A 17,455-nucleotide genomic window follows, 5' to 3' on the forward strand; every position below is an offset into this window, starting at 1 on the left:
GCGATTTACAGCGCGTTTTGCCGCGGCGGGCTGCGCTCCAGCAGTTCGATGCTGCCATCGGCATTTTGCTGCTCCAGCAGGATGTCGAATCCCCACAGGCGATGGACGTGCTTGAGCACCTCACGGCGGCCCTTATCCAGCGGTACGCGGTTATGCGGCACGTAGCGCAGCGTCAGCGAACGGTCGCCGCGAAGGTCGACGTTCCACACCTGAATATTCGGCTCGAGGTTGCTCAGGTTGTACTGGGCGGAAAGCTTGGCGCGAATCTCCCGATACCCCTCCTCGTTATGGATGGCCGAAATCTCCAGGTAGTTGTGATGGTCGTCATCGAGCACCGTAAAGAAGCGGAAATCACGCATAATTTTCGGTGACAGGAACTGGCTGATAAAGCTCTCATCCTTGAAGTCGCGCATGGCAAAGTGCAGCGTCTCCAGCCAGTCGGAACCGGCGATGTCCGGGAACCAGTATTTGTCCTCTTCGGTCGGCGACTGACAAATGCGCTTAATATCCTGGAACATGGCAAAGCCCAGCGCGTAGGGGTTAATCCCGTTGTACCACTGGCTGTTGTAGGGCGGCTGGTAGATAACGTTGGTGTGGCTGTGCAGAAACTCCAGCATAAAGCGTTCCGTCACCTTGCCTTCATCGTACAGGTGGTTGAGGATCGTGTAGTGCCAGAAGGTCGCCCAGCCCTCGTTCATCACCTGGGTCTGCTTTTGCGGATAGAAATACTGGCTCACCTTACGCACGATACGCAGGATTTCACGCTGCCATGACTCCAGCAGCGGGGCGTTCTTCTCCATAAAGTAGAGCAGGTTTTCCTGCGGCTCAGAAGGATAGCGGCGCGCGGTTTCGATGGCTTTCTCTTCTTCCCGCTTAGGCAGGGTGCGCCACAGCATATTCACCTGGCTTTGCAGATACTCTTCCCGGCTTTTCTGCCGCGCCTTCTCCTCCTGCAGCGAGATTTTCTGCGGACGCTTGTAGCGGTCGACGCCGTAGTTCATCAGCGCGTGGCAGGAGTCGAGCAGTTTCTCCACCTCATCAACGCCGTAACGCTCCTCGCACTCGGTGATGTATTTGCGGGCGAAGATCAGGTAGTCGATTATCGAGCTGGCGTCGGTCCAGCTGCGGAACAGGTAGTTATTCTTGAAAAAGGAGTTGTGCCCGTAGCAGGCGTGAGCCATCACCAGCGCCTGCATGGTGATGGTGTTCTCCTCCATCAGGTAGGCGATGCAGGGATTAGAGTTGATGACGATTTCGTAGGCCAGCCCCTGCTGGCCGTGCTTATACGCCTGCTCGGTTTCGATAAATTTCTTACCAAACGACCAGTGCGGGTAGTTGATTGGCATGCCGACGCTGGAGTAGGCATCCATCATCTGCTCGGAAGTAATGACTTCGATCTGATGCGGGTAGGTGTCGAGACGATACAGCTTCGCCACCCGGTCAACCTCGGCGAGATAGGTTTCCAGCAGTTCAAAAGTCCAGTCGGGTCCATCGCTTAAACGAGTCGTGTCCCTGTTTATGGAATCAATCGTAGCCATTAGCGCGCCCTCATTGTCGGTGACTCTCTCTATACGGAGAGCCTCACAACAAGCATAGAACACGGCTCGGCAAACTGCGTCTGCGGACAATTTCTTTTCTTCGCGATTTAGCAATCTTAAAGGCCTGGTTTAGCCTTTAACGCAGAATTTTATTCTGAGGAAAAATGAAGCGCAGCAGGAGATAGTAAATCTTTGGGGTCAGTGCTGGTGCGGTTCGGTGTGAGATAAGTCACCATAAATAAAGCGTATGTTGAATAATATTTTCAACTGAGTTATCAATTTGTAATCAGATGATTGTTCTTTAACTATTACGGAGTCGCTATGCGAGTCGTCATACTGGGAAGTGGGGTGGTTGGGGTAGCTAGTGCGTGGTATTTGAGCCAGGCAGGACATCAGGTGACGGTTATCGATCGTCAGCCGGGGCCGGCGGAAGAGACCAGCGCCGCCAACGCTGGACAAATTTCTCCGGGCTACGCCGCCCCCTGGGCCGCGCCCGGCGTGCCGCTGAAGGCCATTAAGTGGATGTTCCAGCGCCACGCGCCGCTGGCGATCGGCCTTGACGGCACGCAGTTCCAGCTCAAATGGATGTGGCAGATGCTGCGCAACTGCGATACCCGCCACTATATGGAAAACAAAGGCCGCATGGTGCGTCTGGCGGAGTACAGCCGCGACTGCCTGAAGGCGCTGCGCGAAAGCACCGGCATCCAGTATGAAGGGCGCCAGGGCGGGACGCTGCAGCTTTTCCGTACCGAAAAACAGTATGAGAACGCCACCCGCGACATCGCCGTGCTGCAGGATGCCGGCGTGCCGTATCAGCTGCTGGAGGCGAAACGTCTGCGGGAAGTTGAACCCGCCTTAGCCGAGGTGAGCCACAGGCTGACCGGCGGCCTGCGTTTGCCGAACGATGAAACCGGCGACTGCCAGCTGTTTACCACGCACCTGGCGGCGATGGCGGAGCAGGCGGGCGTCATCTTCCGCTTTAATACCTCGGTTGATGCCCTGCTGTACGAAGGCGAGCAGATCGCCGGCGTGAAGTGCGGCGATGAAATTGTCAAAGGCGATGCCTACGTCATGGCCTTCGGCTCCTACTCAACGGCGATGCTGAAAGGGCTGGTGGACATTCCGGTTTACCCGCTGAAGGGCTACTCGCTGACGATCCCTATCGCCGAGGAGGACGGGGCGCCGGTATCGACTATCCTTGATGAGACTTACAAAATTGCGATTACCCGCTTTGACCAGCGGATCCGCGTCGGCGGGATGGCGGAAATAGTCGGCTTTAATAAAGAGCTGCTGCAGCCGCGTCGCGAAACGCTGGAGATGGTGGTGCGCGATCTGTTCCCGCGCGGCGGCCACGTAGAGCAGGCGACCTTCTGGACCGGCCTCCGTCCGATGACCCCGGACGGCACGCCGGTGGTCGGGCGCACGCCGTATAAAAACCTGTGGCTCAATACCGGGCACGGCACCCTGGGCTGGACCATGGCGTGCGGCTCAGGACAGCTTTTGAGCGATTTAATCTCGGGTCGCACTCCGGCTATTCCGTACGACGATCTTGCCGTCGCCCGCTATAGCCCGGGCTTCACTCCGGCGCGTGCTCAGCACCTGCACGGCGTTCACAACTAAGGAGTTTTCATGTCTCGTCCGGTACTGGCCAGCATTGATTTGTCGGCCCTGCGGCAGAATTTGCAGATTGTCCGGCGCGCGGCTCCGGGCTCGCGGCTGTGGGCGGTGGTGAAAGCCAACGCCTACGGTCACGGCCTGGCGCGCGCGTGGCACGCGCTCAGCGGCGCAGATGGCTTTGCCATGCTGAATCTTGAAGAGGCGATCCTGCTGCGCGAGCAGGGCTGGAAAGGGCCGATTCTGCTGCTCGAGGGCTTCTTCCACGCCGACGAGCTGGCGCTGTTTGATAAGTATCGCCTGACCACCAGCGTGCACAGCAACTGGCAAATTAAGGCGCTACAGCAGGCGAAGCTGCACGCTCCGCTGGATATCTACGTTAAGGTCAACAGCGGTATGAACCGGCTGGGCTTTATGCCGGAGCGCATCCATACCGTCTGGCAGCAGCTGCGGGCGTTGGGCAACGTCAGCGAAATGACGCTGATGTCGCACTTTGCCGACGCGGAAAACCCGCAGGGCATCGTCGAGCCAATGCGCCGCATCGAGCAGGCGGCGGAAGGGCTGGCGTGCTCGCGCTCGCTGGCGAACTCGGCGGCGACCCTCTGGCACCCGGAAGCGCATTTTGACTGGGTCAGGCCGGGGATCGTGCTGTACGGCGCCTCGCCGTCCGGCCAGTGGCAGGACATCGCCAACAGCGGCCTGAAGCCGGTGATGACCCTCAGCAGCGAGATTATTGCCGTGCAGAACCTGAAGGCGGGCGAGGCGGTGGGCTACGGCGGCCTCTACCGGACGACGGAGGAGCAGCGGATCGGCATCGTGGCCTGCGGCTATGCCGACGGCTATCCGCGCATCGCGCCGGCGGGAACGCCGGTGCTGGTTGACGGCGTGCGCACCACGCTGGTGGGGCGCGTGTCGATGGATATGCTGGCGGTAGACTTAACGCCATGCCCACAGGCCGGGATCGGCGCGCCGGTCGAACTGTGGGGCAAAGAGGTTAAAATCGACGACGTGGCCGCCGCCAGCGGTACCGTCGGCTACGAGCTAATGTGCGCTCTGGCGCCGCGCGTTCCCGTTGTGACGGCGTAACTTCTCGTGAGGCGGATCACTCCGCCTCATCTTCCGCTACGCGAACGCCCACCTTCAGAACGTGGTCCTCTTCTTTTTCCGCGACCGTCCACACCATTCCGGCAAATTCAACGTGGTCGCCCACCACCGGCGCGGCCCCGAGCTGGTGCTGCACCACGTCGCCCAGCGACTGCTGGCGATCGCGATACTCTTCCCCGCCGTCAAGGCCATAAATTTGTGCGACGTCGGCAAACTTAGCGCTGGCGTCAAGGATAAAGTCGCCGAAGAAGCGCTGATCGAGCGCCACCGGCGGCGACTGGCTGAACATTTTACCCAGCGCGGGCAGGTCGCGCTCGCGGCCGATAACGCACAGAATATCGCCCTCCAGCAGGCGGGTGCTGCCGGTGGGGTGCAGCAGCGCGTTATCGCGAAACAGGGCGGCAATGCGCGTTTCCGGCGGCATATGCAGATCGCGCAGCGCCGCGCCGACGCACCATTTATCCGCGCTAAGCTGATAGACGAACTGCTCCCACGGATTCTCCGGATGAATATCCAGCCCGACCCGGGAAATGGGCCAGCCTACCGGCGGGACCACCACTTTGGCTTTTTTCGCCGCCCACGACAGCGAGGTCCCCTGCAGCAGCAGCGAGACCAGCACCACGAAGAAGGCGACGTTGAAGAACAGCCGCGCATTCTCAAGCCCGGCCATCATCGGGAATACGGCGAGGATAATCGGTACCGCGCCGCGTAATCCCACCCAGCTGATAAATATCCGCTCGCGCAGGTTAAACCCGCGAAACGGCAGCAGACCGGCGAAGACCGACAGCGGACGGGCGATAAAAATCATCCACATCGACAGCAGCAGCGCCGGGATCGCAATCGGCCACAGGTCGGACGGCGTCACCAGCAGGCCGAGCACCAGGAACATGGCGATTTGCGCCAGCCACGCCAGGCCGTCGAAGTTTTGCAGAATGCCGTGACGGTTGCGAATCGGCCGGTTGCCGAGCAGGAAGCCGCACAGATAGACCGCCAGGATGCCGCTGCCGTCCAGCGAGGTGGTGACGGCGAAAATCATAATTCCGCCGCTCAGCGCCAGCAGCGGATAGAGACCGGTCGGCAGCACGATGCGGTTTATCATCTGCAGGAGCAGATAGCCGCCGCCGAGGCCGATGACGATCCCGAGGCCAAACTGCTGCACGATGTGGACCGCGAACATCCAGCTGAGGCCGGTTTGGTGCTGCTGAATCATCTCGATAAGCGTGATGGTCAGAAACACCGCCATCGGATCGTTGCTGCCGGATTCGATCTCCAGCGTTGAGCCGACGCGTTCGTTGAGGCCCTTGCCGCCGAGCAGGGAGAAGACCGCCGCGGCGTCGGTGGAGCCGACAATCGCGCCGATTAGCATCCCCTCAATCAGGTTGAGATGAAACAGCCACGCCGCCATCAGCCCGGTCAGGCAGGAGGTGATCAGTACCCCGACGGTGGCCAGCGAAAGCGCGGGCCACAGCGCCACGCGAAAGGAGCTGGCCTGGGTGCGCATCCCGCCGTCGAGCAGGATCACCGCCAGCGCCAGGTTACTCACCATATAGGCGAAAGGGTAGTTGTCAAAAGGGATGCCGCCGATACCGTCAACGCCCGCCAGCATGCCGATAGCCAGGAAGATGACCAGAATCGGAATGCCGAGACGTGAGGAAAAGGAACTCAATAAAATGCTACAGGTTACTAATACAGAACCCAGAATAAACAGACTAATAACCGCACCGGCATCCAATGTTCATGCACTCCTTACGCGTATGAAGATTTTGATAATTTGACATCATATTAACCATCCGCGGGGGATCCGGAAATGTGTCACGGAAAATTTTATTCCGTCAGCACCGGATGGCCGCTCAGCGTGAGGGTGGTGGTGGCCGCATTGTTCACCAGCAGCGCCCGCGCGCCGAGCGGCAGGGTGACGGTGCGCTGCTCGTGGCCGAAATCTAAGCCGTCGATCAGCGGAATAGCGAGCTGCGCGCGCAGGTAAGCGTAAACCGCCGGTAAATCGTATCCGGCGTCGTAATCGTTGGGCGCGGCGCCGCTGAAGCTGCCGAGGATAATCGCCCGCTGGCGCGCAAGAATGCCGCTGTGCAGCAGCTGCAGCAGCATGCGCTCGACGCGGAACGGATGTTCGTTGATATCTTCAAGTACCAGAATGCCGTCGGCAATCTGCGGCAGCCACGGCGTGCCGATAAGCGAGGTGAGCATCGCCAGGTTGCCGCCCCACAGCGTGCCCTGCGCGCGGCACTCCGGACCGTCTCCGTCCCATTCGAGGGTAAACTGCGGGCTGCTCAGCGCCTGCCAGAAGTGAAATTCCGTGAACGGATCCAGCGTTTCTGCACCAAAGTTACCTGCCAGCATCGGCCCGCTGAAGGTGATTATGCTACCCTTTGCCAGCAGACCCAGCTGGATCGCCGTGAAATCACTGTGGCCGCAGATCAGCAGCGGGTCCTGCCGCTGGCGCGCGGTCAGGCCCTGCCAGTCGATATGCGGGAGCAGGCGGCTGGCGCCGTAGCCGCCGCGCACCGGCATGACGATGCGGTTGCTGCCGTCGAGGGTGGCGAGCTGGTTGATATCGTCCAGGCGTTGCTGCTCAGTCCCGGCAAAGCGCTGCTGTCGGCGGGTAATGACCTGCTGGTTCATCACCTGGTGTCCTGCTTCCAGCAGACGGCTGACGCCGCGGGCCGCCGCCTGCTGGTTGGTGCAGTAGCCTGAGGGGGCAACCAGATAAAACTGAGACATGACAATTCCTTGCTAAGAATGAAAGGGTTATCATGCCGCCTGGAGCGATTATTGTCATCTCCAGGCGGCAAACTTCAGCCAATAAGGATAGATGTGTGAAATTGAGATGGTGCGTTTTTTTATTTGTGTTCCTGGCCGGCTGTAGCTCGAAACATGATTACCGCAATCCGCCGTGGAACGCCGAGGTTCCGGTGAAGCGGGCGATGCAGTGGATGCCAATCAGCGAAAAAGCCGGCGCGGCGTGGGGCGTTGATCCGCAGCTGGTGACGGCGATTATTGCCATTGAGTCCGGCGGTAATCCGACGGTAGTGAGTAAATCCGGCGCGGTTGGCCTGATGCAGCTGAAGCCTTCGACCTCCGGGCGCGATGTTTACCAGCGCATGGGCTGGCGCGGCGAGCCGTCGGTGAGCGAGCTGAAAAATCCGGAGCGCAATATTTCGATGGGCGCGGCCTATCTGAGCATTCTTGAGAACGGTCCGCTGGCCGGGATTAAAGATCCGCAGGTGATGCGCTACGCGGTGGTGGTCTCCTACGCCAACGGCGCCGGCGCGCTGCTGCGCACCTTCTCGTCGAACCGCCAGGACGCGATTGACGAGATTAATGATATGGATGCCGACGACTTCTTCGAGCACGTAGCGAAAAAGCACCCGGCTCCGCAGGCGCCGCGCTATATCTGGAAGCTGCAGAAAGCGCTGGACGCGATGTAATCATCGCCGCCTTGCGCCACTCGCGCCGCGCTTAGCGGGACGACAGAACGCGTGATTCTGTCGCCCGCAGGCGCGGCGTTTTAGACCAGAGCTTAGAAATCGTAGCCGACGGTGGCCGTCACGCTGCGCTCCGCGCCCCAGTAGCAGTTGCCGGTTCCGTAGCAGCCGGAGAGGTACTCCCGGTCGCTGAGGTTATTCGCATTCACCTGCACGAACGCCCCTTTCAGCGACGGCGACCAGACGCCGAGATCCGCACGCACCATGGCATCCAGCAGGGTCGCCGACGGCAGACGCTCGGTATTGGCATCATCCGCCCACTGTTTCCCGATGTAGCGTACCCCCGCACCGGCGCTGATCCCCGCCGGGAACTGATAGCGCGCCCAGAAGGAAGCCATCTGATCCGGCGAGAGCTGCGGCGTATTATCGTTGGTACCGTCCCTGGTTTCCTGGAAGCGCAGGCGGTTCCAGGTATAGGAGGCGATGGTGCTCAGCTGCGGCGTAATTTGGTTATGCATCTCCAGCTCGACGCCCTGAGAGTGCACCTTCCCGGCCGGAATAAAGGTCGCGGTAGCGATATTCGGATCGCGGGTGGCCACGTCTTTCTGGGTTAAATCATAGATAGCGATACTGTACATATCGGCGCTGCCCGGCGGCTGGAACTTCAGACCCGCTTCTACCTGCTCCGCGGTCGTCGGTTTAAGCAGGGTGCCGTCGGCTCCCGGCAGCATTGCCGGAGTAATGGCCTGGCTGTAGCTCAGGTACGGCGAGAGGCCGTTTTCCAGAGCGTACAGCAGGGAGGCGCGGCCGCTGATATGGTCATCGGAACGGCGGCTCGAGGTGCCGAACGTGTCGCTGACCTGCTGGGAAACGATGCGATCGTAACGGCCGGAGAGATCCAGATGCCAGCGATTCCACACCATCTCATCCTGCAGATAGAGCCCGGTTTGATAGTAGCGGCGGTTATTGTTATCGCTGTAGGTGACGGTGTGTCCGGTCTGGGCGGTATAGCCGCTAAACGGATCGAGCGGCGAGGCGCTGCCGGCTCCGGTCCATAAATCGTTGCGGAAGCGGTGATATTCCGCGCCGAGGATGAGGGTATGCGCCAGCTCGCCGGTATTAAAATCGGCGCGCAGGCGGTTATCCGTAGACCACGCGTCCAGCGAGCCGCGCGAGCCGCTGTAGCCGCGGGAGAGCATATTGCTATCGTCAACCCAGCCCACCTGATACACCTGGTCTAACGAGACGTTGGTGTGGGTATAGCTGCCGGCGGAGTAGGCCGACCAGACGTCGCTGAACTGATGATTAAACTCATAGCTGTAGATCTGCTCGCGACGCTGATAGCCATCGGCCGGATCGCCTTCGTTGGTGCTGGTGGAGAGCTTGCGCCCGTTGTGCGCGTAGCGGGTGCCGTCCAGCGGCAGCGATCCGTGATAGCCGCCCGACGGATCTTTTTGCAGATAGGCGCGCAGCAGCAGCGACGTGTCGCTATCCGGCTGCCAGAGCAGGGACGGCGAAATGGCGTAACGCTCTTCGCGGGAGTTGTCATACTGGGTATCGCTGGAGCGCGTCATGCCGACAATCCGATAGGCCCACTGGTCGTTAATGGCATCGGTATAGTCGAAGGCGGCGCCTTTGGTATTTTGCGTTCCGCCGCTGAGGCGGAAATGGCCTTCGGAGGTGAACTGCGGGCGCTTCGAGGTCAGGTTGACCAGGCCGCCCGGCACGCTTTGCCCGTACAGCGCGGAGGAGGGGCCGCGAATAACGTCCACCCGCTCGATAAACCACGGGTCGACCTGAATGACGTTGTGGCTCCCGCCGTCGCTCATCAGGCGCATGCCGTCGAGGAACAGGTTGTCGACGTCGCCGCCGTGATAGCCGCGCAGGGAGACGGTATCAAAACGCGTCGCGCCGCCGCCAAAGCTCGAGTAGACGCCGGGCGTGTACTGCAGCGCCTGGCTAATCGTATTCGCGCCCTGATCGGCCATTTGCTGCCGGGTAATAACCGACACCGACTGGGCGGTAGTAATCAGCGGCTGATCGGTTTTGGTGGCTCCTGCGGAGGTCTTTGCGCTATAGCCCGCGGTTGGCGAGCTGGCGGAATCGACGGGCTGGGCGGTAACCACGACCGTCTCTTCCGCAAGGCCTGCGAGAGGGAAAGCGGTAGCGAGGGCGCACAGCAAGGCGGAGCGTTTGAAGGTGACGCGAGCGATCATTGCATAATCCTGATGTTACGCAGCCTGGTACTCCTGTACGCCGCCGCGTGAAAAAGCGAAAGTGTCAATTTTCGTCATAAAGTAATGCGAATTATTATTGTTTATCTTTTCGTTATCAAGGCGTAATTGGCGCGCAGAAAAGTAAAACCTCATGATAAATATGGTATTTATCGACACAGGCGCGGCGGGCGGGGAAGGGTGCGGCGAAAGCTGCCGCACCGGGCTACCAGATTTGGTAGCCCGGCGCTAAGGAGCGGCGGCAGCTAAGAGCGGCTTTGCAGACGCAGCAGCGCCAGCGCTCTCCAGCCGTCGGCAAGGAACGGCATGGCCGAGAGCGCCAGCAGCTCCTCCGGCGTCCCGCCGTCGCTAAAGACAATGGCCTGCACCCGGCTAAGCGGCCAGCCGGCCGCCGGCCGATCGAGCAGCACAAAGCCGTCGCTGCAGCCGGTCTCGCCGGGGGTGAGTACCCGGTAAAACCAGCCGTTGCGCGACTGCTGGTGCATCAGCTCCGGCGCGTGAGGGTCCCTTAGCCGCTCGGCCATGGTCTGACAGGCCACGCGTCCCCAGGAGATCTGGATTTCAGCGCTGCCGAGGCGAAAAACATCCCCCGGACAGACGTTGGCTTCCGTCATCCCCCGCGTGGAAAAGTTCTCGCCGAACAGACCGATATGCAGCTGCTGTCCCGCCAGAGCCGGGTAGCGCTCGCGCCAGTAGTCGTAATGCTCCCGCGCGTAGTGCATCAGCGCGCAGTCGGGATCGGCAAAATGCTCCTCAATACCGTTTTCTGCCTGCAGGCCGTGGGTGTTGAGAAACACGCGTCCGCTTAGCGCCGTTTTACGCAGGGAACCATCCGCCTGGCGCTGGTTGCCGAGAATGCTGCGCAGCATTACCGGAAAATCTGTCATCATGGTGCTCTCCTTGTTCTCCGCCGCGGCGGAGAAGGTCTCAGAATTTATATTCCACGCCGGCCCAGAAGTTACGCCCTTCCTCAATAAATCCTTCACCGTAGTAGTACCGGGTATCGAAGAGGTTATTGACCGAGGCGTTGACGCTAAAACCGTGGCCGATGGCGTAATCGGTCCGCAGATGGGTGATGGCAAATCCCGGCGCTTTTTGCGATCCGTCGCTGTTGCTGTAGCTGGAGGATCGCGCCTCTTCAGAGAGCGTGATTTGCAGCGGCTCGACGGGCTTGAGCGTCAGCCAGGCGGTCAGCGTCTGCACCGGAAGGTCGGTGACCTTGCCCGCCTCTTCGCGTTTGGCATCCGCGTGAATCAGACCGTAGCTTAGCCCGACGTCGAGCAGGTCGAACGGCGAGCCTTTGATCCCCACATCCAGGCCGGTATAGTCAACCCGGCCGCTGTTCTGGTTCTGTACCGTATCGGCATCGATATTGATCGCCAGGATGGCGTCGCTGACCCGGTTATAGTAGGTGCTTATCTCGTAGGCCCAGCGGTCGTTGAGGCGTCCATTCCAGGTCAGGTCGACGCCGCGGGCGCGCTCGGGCTTGAGCTGCGGGTTGACCAGCGCAATCTGGTCTTTGGCGGGCTTCGAGGTGGTATAGCGCTCTTTGAGCGTCGGGAAGCGGGTGCGATCGGACCAGGAGAGCGACAGGGTATCTTCGTTGCTAAAGCGGTAGCGGGCCATTGTTTCCCAGTTAAACGCGCTCTGCCGGTTGTCGTCGTAGTGGGTCAGGCTGCCGTTCTTTTCGTGCTTCATTCCCTCAAGGCTGTTGCGCCAGTCGTAGCTCATCCCGGCGACGAGGTCGAGATTCTCCGCCGCCGCCCACTGGTATTCGCTGGCGACGGACCAGGTGCGATCCTTATAGCGATCGTAAGGACCGTTGGCGGCGCTCTTCTCCCGATGCACATCATCTTTCCAGTTAACGGCAAAAGAGAGCTGGTCGTTCTGGCGGACGTCGGCGGCGAGCTGCAGCCCCGCGCCGGTGCTGTAGTCGCTATAGCGGCTGTAGCTGCCGTTCTTATTGTGCAGATCCGCCAATGAGTTATACATCAGCAGGGTATTTTTGAAGGTATCGTGGTAGAGGCGGCTCTTCAGGGTCAAGCTGTCGCCGAGGTGCGTCGTGCCCTGGTAGTAGTAGCTTTCTTTGTCGTACTCCGGCCACTGCCAGTAGCGGGATTTCTGGCTGCTGGTGCCGGCGTAAGGCGGGTTCTGCTTCTCGCCATCCTGCTTGATATAGGTCAGGGCGTACTCGTCGTTAGCGCGCGGCGTGAAGCCGAGCTTAATAATGCCGCGCTTATCGTCGCTTGCCGAGTTGACCAGCTTGCCGTCTTCCCCGGCGACGGGGTTATTCGTTCCGTGAGGCAGGCCGAGGAAATCCTGCTTCAGGCGGCTGCCGCTGAGCTGGATGTAGCCCAGATCGCCGCTGGCCCCAAGGGAGGCGTGGGTGTCATAGGCGTTAGTTTCGCTGCGGCTCCAGCCCTGACGATAGCCGATGCTGGCTTCCAGCGGTTTACTGGGGCGCGGCGTGGTGATGTTGATCGCCCCGCCCATTTGGTTGGGGCCCTGCAGCAGGGAAGAGTAGCCTTTCGATACCTCCACCGAGGCGATATCGGAAGTGAGAAACCGGCCCAGGTCGAGGTTGCCGTCGTAGGGGACGTAGATCGGTACGCCGTCAAAAAAGACCGGAACCTGGCGGCCATCAAAGCCGCGGACCTTCACCTGCAGCTCGTTGCGGCTGCCGGATTTTTGTAACACCACGCCGGGCACCGCCGATAGCGCGTGGGCGACGTCCTGCTTATCCAGACGCCGGATGGTCTCCTGGCCGAGGATATTGGTGGTCGCCGCCGGGACGGGGCTTGACCAGACGGTCATGGACTCCTCCGCCGGGTCTGCCCAGGCGGTTTGACCTAAGCTGAGGCTAATCAATGTGCAAAGATAGCGCTTCCTGATTCTCATTTTTATTGTTCCTGTTTTCGTTTTTTTTATCTTGAACTGTCCGGCTCCAGGCGAACCTGAATATCCGCCGGCGGCGCATACCACGGCGCCGAAGTAATAAACAATTCAATCCCACAATCGAGGTAGTTGGTTAAGGTGGTTAAGGTAATTCCGCCCGTCAGCGCCAGCGTGCAGCGTGGGGCAATACGCTGCGCCAGGTCAGCAACCTGGCGCGCCTGCTGCGGGGTAAATTTATCCAGCTGCAGGATGTCGGGTTCCGCCTGCAGCGAGGCCAGCGCTTCTTCGAGCGTGTCGGCCTCAACGGCAACCTTTTTCTCCGGTGCCGATCGGCGCAGGAGCTGAACGGCGTGCCGCCAGTCGCCGCCGTCGGCGAGGAACCGGCGATGATTGGCGAACAGCAGCAGGGTTTCCGCGCAGCCGGCCCGGTGGATCAGCCCGCCGGCGGCGACGATGGCCTGGGTCCCGAGCAGCCGGGTACCGGGAATGGCTTTGCGGGTACAGGCGATGTGGGCGGCAGGGAGGCGGGCGCGCAGCAGCGTCAGCATTTCCGCGACGTAGGCCGATACGCCGCAGCTCCACTCCAGCACGTTCTGCGCCGCTTTCCAGCCCTGATGCAGCGCCTCCGCGCTGCCGGTTGCGCGCAGCAGCGGCGCATCGGGCGGGACGTGCGCGCCCTCTTCCTGGAGCGCGGTAACGGTTAATCCCAGGCTGCTCAGCATCTGTCCAGCCGGAGAGATACCGCTGACGCAGCCGCCCTGACGGTGGCTGAAGGTCATGACGCCGGGGCGCGCGCCAATCGCCAGCGCCCGGGTGGTCAGGTCGCCGCCCTGAATATCCTCCATCAGCCACGCGTCGGTCAGCGCCTGGGGGAAGTAGATCATACGTTTTCCCCACACTCCCAGGAGATCAGCGCCCAGTCGCGGCTGGTTGGCGCGATGGCCTGCGGATCCTGCCGCTGATACCAGTGGCGCAGCCGCGCGCGGTCCTCTTCGCTGAGTACGCCAAGCGTCCATTTGACGTTCTCTTCAAAACGTTCAAAGGTGGCGTTATCCCGCTGGCAGCTGGGGCCGCGGATAAAATCGACCCGTGCGTGAATGCCCATTTGATACAGCACGTTTAGCGCGTAGATATAGTTCGGCAGTTCGACCACTTCGCGCCCCAGCGCGCGCTGGATTGCCGGCGGCATAAACGTCGGCTGGACGAGGTGGGTGGTATAGACGCGCAGCCGCGCCTGGTGGTTGAGCTTATCCATCGCCTGGCGCATATTGCCGACCAGCGTTGAGCGTGAGGCCACGGCGATATCACAGCGCGGAATATCGTGCCACGACTCCTCCCATGCCCGCAGATGCCAGCAGGCGTTGGCGATGCGCATCTGCGCCGCGCGCTTTTCGGCGACCTCCAGCATTCCCTGGCTGTAGTCAACGCCGTGTACCGCAGCGAGTTTGTCCGCCAGCGCCAGGGCGACGGTTCCCGGCCCGCAGCCCATGTCGAACAGGCTGTGCGCATCGGTTAAGTCTATTTTCGCCAGCAGCTGGAGAAGATAGCCGTCCGTGGGCTGGGCGCAGCTGTCGGCCATTTTCTCCGCCCGGGCGTCCCAGTGGGCGGGGGATTTCTCGCTGCGGCCGGCGAGCCTCATCTGCTGTTGGTAAAGCCCGGCAAAATCAATTTCATCAATAAGCATAATTATTCCTGAAGGTGGGAGTGACCCAGGTGATGGCGGATCTGTGACGGCGTCACGCCGTACAGGGTGGCCAGCTTGCCCGCTGCGAGCTGCTCCGCCGCCGTCCCTTGGGTGACGAGGCCGCCTGGCTCGACCGCGATCACGCTATCGGCGATGGCGAGGGCGTGCAGCGGATGGTGGGTGGCCATAAACAGCGTCACCCCGGTTTGCCGCAGCTGGCGCAGGGTGTCGAGCAGGCGGATCTGGTGGCCGAAGTCGAGGCTTGAGGCCGGCTCATCCAGCAGCAGCAGACGCGGGCGCTGGACCAGCGCGCGGGCAATTAAGGTCAGCTGGCGCTCGCCGCCGCTCAGCGTGGCCCAGTTCCGCCCGGCGAGATGTGCGATGCCCAGCGCCTCCAGCTGAGCCAGTGCGCTACTGCGATCGCTTCTGGCGGGCTGGGTGAAGGTACCGATATAGGGGCTAAGTCCCATCAGCACCATATCGAGGACGCTGAAGGCGAAGGCCCCGTCGTGCGCCTGCGGCACCCAGGCAATTGCGCGGGCGCGCTCGCGGGAGCACAGCTGGGTTACCGGCAGGCCGTCAATCAGGATCTGGCCGTCGCGCAGAGGAAGGAGGCCGAGTACGCTGCGCATCAGCGTGGTTTTACCGCTGCCGTTGGCGCCGAGCAGGCAGCACAGCGTGCCCGGCAGCAGCGAAAACGAGACGTCGCGCAAAACGGCGCGTTTGGGATAGCCAATTTCGGCATGGCGTACCGTCAGCAGCGTCATGGGCGGCTCCTGCGCAGCAGCAGCGCCAGAAAGAACGGCGCGCCGATAAAAGAGGTCAGGATCCCGAGCGGGATTTCGCTGGCGCTCAGCCCGCGCGCCAGGGTGTCGGTTAAGAGCAGCAGCACGGCGCCAAGCCCCATCGCGACGGGCAGAAGGCGCTGATGATTGCTGCCGGTGAGCAGGCGTCCGATATGGGGGACGATCAGCCCCACCCAGCCGATAATGCCGGCAATAGCGACCGCGCTGGCGGTCGCGAGGGTTGCGCAGGCGACCACAATCAGCCGCAGGCGCGCGACGTTGATCCCCAGCGATCGCGCTTCGTCATCGGAGAGGGTCAGCAGATTGATGCGCCAGCGCAGCAGCCACAGCGGCAGGCAGCCGACGAGCATCAGCGGAGCGGCGACGGTCAGATCGCCGGGGGTAATATCGGAGAGCCCGCCCATCAGCCAGAAGGTGATCGAGGGCAGCTGGGTGTAGGGGTCGGCGAGGATTTTGATCAGCGAAATCCCGGCCCCGCACAGCGTGCCGAGGCAGATCCCCACCAGCACCAGCGTCAGCGCCGGATCGTGGCGGACGATGGCGCGAGAGACGACGCCGACGCCGGCGACCACCAGCAGGCCGCCGCAGAAGGCAAACAGCTGGATATAGAGCGTCGACATTCCGCACATCAGCGCCAGGCAGGCGCCGAGGCCGGCGCCTGCGGCGACGCCAAGGATATCCGGCGAGACCAGCGGATTGCGAAACATGCCCTGATAGGCGGCTCCGGCGGCGGAGAGCGACGCGCCGATGGCCAGCGCGGCGCCGATGCGCGGCAGGCGTATCTGCCAGAATACGATACCGGCCTGCGGGGGAAGGGCGGCGCTATGCGGATCGAACAGCAGATCGAGCAGCCGTCCGAGGGTCAGGTTCCACGGGCCGGTTAGCAGGGCTGCCGAGAGGACCAGCAGGCCGGCAAGCAGCAGCGCGGCGCTCAACGTTGAAGGCTTCATGGACGATTCACCAGCCTCGTGTAGCGCTCGGGGGTTAACGCCGCGTGCCAGAATAGCGTGCTGTAGCGGGTTAAATCCTCCTGCAGCGTGGTGCGGACCTGCGGATCGAGCCAGGCGTGCAGGCGACGCATCCCGGCGAGGCGGTTGATCCCCGGCGGCGCGTCCAGCCAGCCAAACGGCAGACCGTCGAGCAGTAGAACCCGCCCCTGCGCCACGGCGCTGACGCCCTGCCAGGCGGGGTCCTGTAAAATTGCGTTTCGCGTGGTGGCCTGCTGGGTGAGGATGATATCCGGCTGCCATTCCAGCAGATTTTCCAGCGAGACCTGAGCCAGCCCGCTGCGTCCGCTCACCCGCGCGACGTTCTCTAATCCCAGCAGCTCCGCCGCCTCCGTGTGCAGCGAACCGGCGAGGCCCGTTTCCAGCCCTCGGGCGCCCCGGGCGGCGTAAAAACGCGTGCGCGCCCCGGCGCCGGAGGAGAAGGCGAGCGCCTCGGCGATAAACGTTTGCGCCAGCGCCGCCTGCCGCCGGGTGCGTTCGACGGTGCCGACGATATCGCCGATCGTCAGCAGCTGCTGCGCCGAGGAGGCCAGGGTGCCGGTAATCAGCACCCACGGAATATGGCTGCGGGCGTGAACCCGGCGCGCCTGCGAGATCCAGGTATCGTCCGCACTCCCGCAGTCCACTACCAGATCGGGCTCAAGGGCCAGCAGCCCCTCCAGCGACAGGGTGCTGGCGCGTCCGGCAAGACGGCCCGTTTTCGGCAGCCGGGCGATGCTATCGGGCAGCGGAGCGTCCGGGAAGAGGGCAAAATCAAATGAGGAAAACCCCAGCAGCTTTTCCGGCGCGGCGGCCAGCAGCAGCATATCGGCGGGCCCGCCCGCGCTGACAATCCGCCGGATAGCCGCCGGCGCAGGGCGTTCGCCAATGCTCAGGGCTAATGGCGTGGCGGCGCGACTCTTCTGGCCGGGGAAGCACAGCATGAGGCTTAAAGCCTGCAGGAACGTACGGCGCGAAAAAGGCATATGTTTCTATCCTGAAACAAAGTGATGAAAAAACCGCTATATATTTACATATATAACGTTGATGAATTTGCCGGAGATCAAAAATCGACACATTAGTTTCCGCCTTACTCCATAAGGGTGAGATGAAGTCGGGGTGTCATTGGGCAGGTTATTCAGGAGGGAAAG

At 61.7% G+C, this 17,455-nt stretch carries 14 protein-coding genes; 3 read left to right on the forward strand and 11 right to left on the reverse strand.

Annotated features, from left to right (window positions below; translation table 11 throughout):
* Positions 1-5 precede the first annotated feature (5 nt).
* Entirely contained in the window at positions 6-1,538 is a 1,533-nt protein-coding gene (locus tag MMW58_RS11400; RefSeq protein WP_041146171.1) for a SpoVR family protein, read from the reverse strand.
* 321 nt (positions 1,539-1,859) lie between these two features.
* Here MMW58_RS11400 and MMW58_RS11405 point away from each other — a divergent pair, with 321 nt between their 5' ends.
* Positions 1,860-3,158: a D-amino acid dehydrogenase gene (locus MMW58_RS11405; RefSeq protein WP_241723385.1), complete on the forward strand. Its 1,299-nt coding sequence runs from the start codon at positions 1,860-1,862 to the stop codon at positions 3,156-3,158.
* A 9-nt stretch (positions 3,159-3,167) separates the two neighbouring features.
* Complete coding sequence (dadX, locus tag MMW58_RS11410; protein ID WP_241723386.1) at positions 3,168-4,238, forward strand: catabolic alanine racemase DadX; 1,071 nt, start codon at positions 3,168-3,170, stop codon at positions 4,236-4,238.
* 16 nt (positions 4,239-4,254) lie between these two features.
* Here the strand turns inward: dadX and MMW58_RS11415 are convergent, their stop codons facing one another.
* Complete coding sequence (locus MMW58_RS11415) at positions 4,255-5,988, reverse strand: potassium/proton antiporter (RefSeq protein WP_133598426.1); 1,734 nt, start codon at positions 5,986-5,988, stop codon at positions 4,255-4,257.
* 92 nt (positions 5,989-6,080) lie between these two features.
* Positions 6,081-6,995: a muramoyltetrapeptide carboxypeptidase gene (gene ldcA, locus MMW58_RS11420; protein ID WP_041146167.1), complete on the reverse strand. Its 915-nt coding sequence runs from the start codon at positions 6,993-6,995 to the stop codon at positions 6,081-6,083.
* A gap of 95 nt (positions 6,996-7,090) precedes the next feature.
* Here ldcA and emtA point away from each other — a divergent pair, with 95 nt between their 5' ends.
* The gene (emtA, locus tag MMW58_RS11425; RefSeq protein ID WP_041146166.1) at positions 7,091-7,702 is read left to right on the forward strand and encodes a membrane-bound lytic murein transglycosylase EmtA; all 612 of its coding nucleotides are present in this window, start codon (positions 7,091-7,093) and stop codon (positions 7,700-7,702) included.
* 92 nt (positions 7,703-7,794) lie between these two features.
* On the opposite strand, the gene MMW58_RS11430 is transcribed toward emtA, so the two are convergent.
* The 8 genes from MMW58_RS11430 to MMW58_RS11465 all read right to left on the reverse strand — a co-directional run bounded on the left by MMW58_RS11430 (position 7,795) and on the right by MMW58_RS11465 (position 17,290).
* Positions 7,795-9,915 (reverse strand): TonB-dependent siderophore receptor, encoded by a 2,121-nt coding sequence (locus tag MMW58_RS11430; RefSeq protein ID WP_241723387.1) that lies wholly within the window; start codon positions 9,913-9,915, stop codon positions 7,795-7,797.
* Positions 9,916-10,178: 263 nt separating this feature from the next.
* Positions 10,179-10,823 carry an MOSC domain-containing protein gene (locus tag MMW58_RS11435; protein ID WP_133598422.1) on the reverse strand — a complete coding sequence of 215 codons (645 nt, stop codon included), beginning with the start codon at positions 10,821-10,823 and terminating at the stop codon, positions 10,179-10,181.
* A gap of 37 nt (positions 10,824-10,860) precedes the next feature.
* Complete coding sequence (locus MMW58_RS11440; RefSeq protein WP_241723388.1) at positions 10,861-12,831, reverse strand: TonB-dependent receptor plug domain-containing protein; 1,971 nt, start codon at positions 12,829-12,831, stop codon at positions 10,861-10,863.
* Between the two features lie 26 nt (positions 12,832-12,857).
* Positions 12,858-13,712: a ModD protein gene (gene modD, locus MMW58_RS11445; protein WP_133598418.1), complete on the reverse strand. Its 855-nt coding sequence runs from the start codon at positions 13,710-13,712 to the stop codon at positions 12,858-12,860.
* On the reverse strand, positions 13,709-14,512 hold the full coding sequence (locus MMW58_RS11450) for a class I SAM-dependent methyltransferase (protein ID WP_241723389.1): 804 nt from the start codon (positions 14,510-14,512) through the stop codon (positions 13,709-13,711). The genes modD and MMW58_RS11450 overlap by 4 nt, the downstream gene beginning before the upstream one ends.
* Positions 14,513-14,514: 2 nt before the next feature.
* A complete protein-coding gene (locus MMW58_RS11455) occupies positions 14,515-15,279 on the reverse strand; it encodes an ABC transporter ATP-binding protein (RefSeq protein ID WP_159235731.1) in 765 nt (254 codons plus the stop codon).
* Entirely contained in the window at positions 15,276-16,268 is a 993-nt protein-coding gene (locus MMW58_RS11460; protein WP_133598412.1) for a FecCD family ABC transporter permease, read from the reverse strand. Before MMW58_RS11460 ends, MMW58_RS11455 begins: the two co-directional genes overlap by 4 nt.
* Positions 16,265-17,290: an ABC transporter substrate-binding protein gene (locus MMW58_RS11465; RefSeq protein WP_241723390.1), complete on the reverse strand. Its 1,026-nt coding sequence runs from the start codon at positions 17,288-17,290 to the stop codon at positions 16,265-16,267. The genes MMW58_RS11460 and MMW58_RS11465 overlap by 4 nt, the downstream gene beginning before the upstream one ends.
* Positions 17,291-17,455: the final 165 nt, after the last annotated feature.

This window comes from Klebsiella sp. HC6, from assembly GCF_022605325.1.
GTDB lineage: Bacteria > Pseudomonadota > Gammaproteobacteria > Enterobacterales > Enterobacteriaceae > Klebsiella > Klebsiella terrigena.